Origin of the sequence: Fulvivirga sp. (assembly GCF_040220315.1) — a bacterium.
Taxonomy (GTDB): Bacteria; Bacteroidota; Bacteroidia; order Cytophagales; family Cyclobacteriaceae; genus Fulvivirga.
In genome coordinates this window covers 1-6081 of sequence record NZ_JAVJUY010000360.1, presented here as the reverse complement: position 1 = coordinate 6081, position 6081 = coordinate 1, and the positions used below count along the sequence as shown (strand labels likewise).

The window sequence follows — 6081 nt, the reverse complement described above, 5'->3', positions numbered from 1 at the left end:
CAACACCATATCAATACACATAACCGCGGCCATGATCAAAATTCGTAAACGGTTATCTTGCGGCACAGACTCATCAATCTTCAACATATAATTATCTGCGGATGTAAACAACTCCTTACCAAAGCCCGACCACTTTTTACTCACATGCGCAAACTCATGACCTTCTTTCACAAACTTAAAATCCCAACTCGTCCATTTGCCTTTGAGTGTGCAAACCACTTTATTGTTCATATCGAGGATATTGAACCTACCGCCTATTGAAAAGAACTGCTGCTTAAATTTACCGACTAACACATCCTTTTCGTCATAAACCTCCACGGTAGAAAGGAAGATAGAAATACCTCTTTTCACTTTGATAATCGGTTCACCGCCAGGAGTGGAAATAACCACTTCGAAAGGAGTCATTCGTTTATAATCGGTAAAGCGAAACATCTTGGTAAAGAACCCAAGATTGGGTTCTCTACATTCCAATATTATTTCCTGCGTTTCAGGGTCATAAATATCATAATTGTTTGATGCCTTGAACAAGCCCACATGTTCCTTAACAAAAAAGAGGTTTTTATTGAGTATCGGATGCATGCTTAAGCTTTAACAGGCTCCCTATGTCCTACCCAGGTAAATCTTTTTATCACATACTCTGGATTAGTGAATGATGCATTACCTGCAGGGTTACCGCCAGTCACATGAAAATCACTAAAGCCGGCATTCTGATTCATATAAATGCCACCAACTAAGTTAAAACTAACAGGAGTAGCCGCTAAAGACATTTGATCAGCGATCATTTCTTTCGTATCGGCATCAGTACTATACGCACCACAAGAAATTGCTCCATGTTTGATGGCCATATCTTTAGCCAAAGCAACTGATTCCTTCGTGTCTTTAGTCTTCACTAAAATGGCAATCGGACCAAATAGTTCAGAGCTGAATTTTTGCTTATCAGCAGCATCCATGGTTAAAACAGCAGGTGTTGCAATTCTTGCATCTTTAAACATTGGATTTTCAATTGAACGAGACTCCAACAACACTTTACCGCCTAACTGACCTACTGATTCCACTCGTTCACAAGTATTCTTGTTTTGAACTGCACCCAACACATACGGTCCTGCTTTTGGATTATCTACTAACCCATTGATATTCTCAACTAGTTTTGCTGCAAACTCATCAAAAGAAATATTGCCATCAGGGGTGTTAATGCCACCTTCAGGGATGTAGAAATTCTGAGGTGCAGTACACATCTGGCCGCTGTAGAGTGTTACTGAGAATGCCAGGTTGGCCGCCACTTTATCGATATTTTCAGCTGAATCTAAGATCACAGAGTTTACACCCGTTTTCTCTGTAAAAACCGCCTTACCTGAAAGGCCTTCCAAATAACTACCGAAATGCGAGTTACCAGTAAAGTCAATCACTTTGACAGCATCATGCTCGGCTAATTCCTTAGTGATAGTTTTATCATACGTATCAACGGCCAACTGGCAAATATTTGGATCCATATTATTCTCGGCCAATACATTCTGAATTTCAGCCACAAAAATGGCCATTGGCAAAATTGCTCCTGGGTGTGGCTTAACAATAACAGGATTGCCTGTAACTAAGCTTGCATAAACACCCGGCACACTGTTCCATGTAGGAAAAGTAGAGCAGCCAATAACAAGACCCAATCCTTTTGGCACTGCACGCCATTGCTTATCTAAAGTAATATTGAATTTACCCATCGGTTTATCCCAAACCACATTTTTAGGAAACCTATTAAGCTCTTCGTAGCCTGCCGCAATGGCTTCTAATGCTCTATCAGCTGCGTGCGGACCCGATGCCTGAAACGCCATCATATAGCCCTGACCAGTGGTGTGCATTGTAGCGTATGCTATTTCAAAAAATCGCTCTTTGATTCTTTCTAGAGACTCCACTAAAATTCCTGCACGATCATTCACATCTACCTTTCTCCAGGTATTGAAGGCTGTTAAACCTCTTTCCACTAACGTTTCCACGCCAAAAGCAGGATACTGAATATTCAATGGAGTTTGCATGTAAGGCGACTCCTCCACACCTATCCATGATTTTGGATTGTCTTGTTTCAACTCTTCAAACTTCTTGCCTACACTGGCTTGAAATTTCTTTCTACCATCGGCATCGGCCGTTTCACCATACGTACTTGGTGACGGATGCTCCGGATAGGCAGCGAAAAATGTGCGTTCGTGAAGTGCTTTAACAGCTTTATCTAAAATATCTTTGTGTTTGGAATATAAACTCATACGAATATTATTTTTTCAATGGTTAGGATAGCGAAGATAAGCGATCTTAAATTAATATATCAACCGTTTGCACCTGCGAAATGTTATTGTCTTAGGGTTTACCATTTAACGATTCGATATATTTAAAACAGAATCTAATTTCATTGTTGAAACACCTTATCTACATATCTGTAATTTTCATTCTTTCTGCACCACTGATTGCACAGAAAAAAGAATATCATCTGCCAAAAGGCGTAGGTGAAAATCAGTATGAGCCAACAACAATAATAGTTAAAATAAAACCTGGAAAGTCATTTTCTAAATCGTTCGATCAGTTAGGTGTATCAGGCAAGAATCTAAAAAAGGCTTTGATACACGCAACAGAAAAAAGGAATCATCCGCTCGCCAATATCTACAAAATTCAAATTAATGAAGGTGAATCTCTCATAGAGGAAATTAATCGATTACTACAGTATGATGATGTTGAATATGCCGAACCCTATTTTAACCACAGGCCATTACTTGTGCCGAATGATCCTGCTGCCAACCCAACTACAGGCGCGCAATACTTTTTAAATAATATCAGAGCTTATGATGCATGGTCTATCGAGCAAGGCGATTCCACCATTACTATAGGTTTGTTGGATTCAGGTGTTGAGCCGAATCACGAAGATTTAACATCGCAAATTGCCTATAACTATAACGATCCTATTAACGGAATTGATGATGATGGCGATGGGCTCATCGATAATTTTGCAGGTTGGGATATTGCCGATGGTGACAATAATCCAATTGCAGATGTAGATGTACATGGAACTGAGGTTACAGCCATATCATCGGCTCGAACCAATAACGGCATTGGCATTGCCGGAACGGGCTATAAATCAAAATTTCTGCCCATTAAAATTTACACTTCGCCATCCAACAATTTTAGAAATGGCTATGAGGCGATTGCCCTGGCAGCAGATTTGAGTTGTAAAGTGATCAACCTATCGTGGGGTTCTGCAGGTTCATTCTCACAATTCGGGCAGGACATTATTAACTATGCTGTGCTTGAGAAAGATGTTGTGATCATTGCTGCGGCTGGCAACACCAATGAAGAACTCGACTTTTACCCGGCTTCATTTGACAATGTCATCTCAGTAAGTGCCACAGATATCAATGACGAAAAAACCTTTTTTGCCACCTACAGCCACAAAGTGGATATGGTGGCTCCGGGCATAGAAATTTATACAGCCACCAACGGCAATGCGTATGGTGGCGGCAAAAGTGGAACTTCGTATTCTGCCCCAATGGTGGCTGGTGCCGCTGCACTTATCAGGGCCCGATTTCCTAACCTAAATGCGCAACAAGTGATGGAACGGTTAAGGGCTACTGCCGATGATATTTATGGGATTGGTGCTAATGCTGCCTATGAAGGCATGCTAGGCAAAGGTAGGCTGAACATGCTTAGAGCGCTGACCGATGTAACGCCTTCAATCCGCATTGATTCTACGAACTACACTAACGGCTTAGGCAATTATGCGTATCGTGGTGACACATTAGAACTACATTTTCAGTTTAAAAACTACCTCGATTCTTTTCAGTCGGGTGAAATAACAGTAAGCAGCAATTCGCCTTATGTTACCTTTTTATCCCATTCAATAAATGTTGCATCCCTTGGCACACTGCAATCAGCTAACAACTTCAATTCGCCATTTCTTGTAAAGCTGGCTGATAATACGCCCCCCAATGAAGAACTGATTTTTAGAATAGACTACTCAAATGGAGTATATGAAGATTTTGAATACATCTCTATCAATACTTCACCAGCTCACACAGAAATCAGAGGAAATGACTTGGTCATGACCGTTACTTCAGATGGTGATTTGGGGTATGATGAAGACTTTTTTGTCGAGGGATTAGGAATCCAGTTTGAAGGTAACAATGTGGCTGATAATACAGGTTTAATCCTATCTTTTAGTCAGGAAAAAGTGATTGATAATGCACCAACTAATTTTTCATCTGCCCTCAAAGACTCTGATTTTGAAGAAGTAGAGCACGTTAAAAGAAATCAAAATGGTTTTGCACGCACAGAAGCCCGATCAATTTTTACAAATGGGGATACCCTCCGCATAGAGCAAACCTCATTGGCGAATGAAGTGGATAATTTCATTATTCAAGAGTATCGAATCACCAACATCGGCACTTCAGACTTGAGTAATTTTTCAGTTAATCTTTTTTCTGACTGGAACATTGGTGACAGTGATTTTAATATTGCTTCCTGGTTGGGTATCGAAAAGCTAGGTTATGTGCATGATGGGGATACGTACGTTGGTATTGCTTTACTCACAGATCAAGATTCAATTTATTCAGCGGTTAACAATCGGAATTTCAATGGAAATAGTGCCGACATCCCCTCCCTATTAAATGATAGTGTGAAGTATGCCCAAACTTCTGCTGGGATTTTCAAAACCGAGGCCGGTGATATAAATGGTGGGAATGATGTCTCTCATTTCATTGGCGCTGAAATTGAATTGCTACCTGTTAATCAATCCGAAAAGGTTGCCTTTTGCTTTGTAGCAGCGCATTCGTTGGCCGAACTTATCGATTTAGTAAATCAGGCTAAAGCTTATCACACCAGTCACTTATTAAATCCATCTATTGCAGCCATTGCTGAAACTTGCCTGGCAGAAACCGCAACGATTAACCCTGAAGCAGGCATACTATATGATTTTTATTCAGATATTGCGCTGACTGACCTACTGTTTTCAGGAGAAGAATTTACTACAGGTGTTATTACTGCACCCACCAAATTCTATGCAGTGAATAAAGACAATGCTTTCGATAGTGATGTGTACACCGTAATCGCCAAACCAAAATTGGTAGCGGCAGATTTTAATGCCAACCCTTCGCCCTTATTGCTTGATGAAACTGGAAATACCACTGTTACATTTACTGATTTGAGTGTTGACGCAGTGAGCTGGAGTTGGGCTTTTGACAATGGGTTTACTTCCAATGTGGAAAATCCAAAGATGAACTTCACTTCCACAGGCATGTATGATATTAACTTAAACGTCACCAATGATATTGGCTGCTCGGAAACTGTAATGAAAAGCATTGAAGTGGCCAATCGAAGTAATTTGCCCAACATATCTAATGTGAACATTTGTAAAAATGAAGAAATCACACTCACCGCATCCAATGCCACTGACTTAGAGTTTTATGCAGATGAAGGTCTAAATAACCTGATTTTCTCAGGAACCGAATTCACAAATCAGTTTGATCAAGACACATCGCTATTCGTCATAAGCACCGACTCGGTATACCATAGCAATCCAAAACAAGTGAATATTAACATAGATGATGTGAAGGCCGATTTCACTTACCATCCAGATACGCTGGATCTCACAACAACCAATTCACTGGCATTACAATCAACTTCCACCGATCAGGTGCTTGACATCTGGTATGCCAATGGTGAACTGCTTTCCACACAACCACAGTTCACTTACAATTATGAAACAAGTGCGCCATTCGAGTTGATGTTAGTAGCAGAAAGTGCAGTTTCGTGCACAGATACGCTGCGTGTTACCATTACTCCTGAGGTAAGCAGTATTCCTGTTTTCGAGAACATCGACATTTGTGCAGATTCATCGGCCATAATAAATCCGGAAGGGCATTTTTTACATTTTTATTCTGATGAATCACTTACTCAATTGCAATATAAAGGGTCTGAAATTCTACTAGCTAATATTGAAAAAGATACCATCATATACATCACTAATAATGCAACTCTCATTGAAAGTGCACCACTAGCAGTAGCCATTAATGTAAGCGACATTGAAGCTCGTTTTACTTCCGGGTTGGCAGT

The 6081-nt window shown here is 40.4% G+C and carries 3 protein-coding genes; 1 reads left to right on the top strand and 2 read right to left on the bottom strand.

Features of this window, described 5'->3' with window-relative positions; all coding sequences use genetic code 11:
* On the bottom strand, positions 1-579 hold a 579-nt coding region (locus RLO81_RS18380), incomplete at its 3' end, for an LURP-one-related family protein (protein ID WP_350115197.1).
* Positions 580-581: 2 nt separating this feature from the next.
* Complete coding sequence (gene paaN / locus RLO81_RS18375) at positions 582-2249, bottom strand: phenylacetic acid degradation protein PaaN (protein WP_350115194.1); 1668 nt, start codon at positions 2247-2249, stop codon at positions 582-584.
* A gap of 146 nt (positions 2250-2395) precedes the next feature.
* Here paaN and RLO81_RS18370 point away from each other — a divergent pair.
* Positions 2396-6081: S8 family serine peptidase (locus RLO81_RS18370; protein WP_350115191.1), on the top strand; the 3686-nt coding region annotated here is incomplete at its 3' end.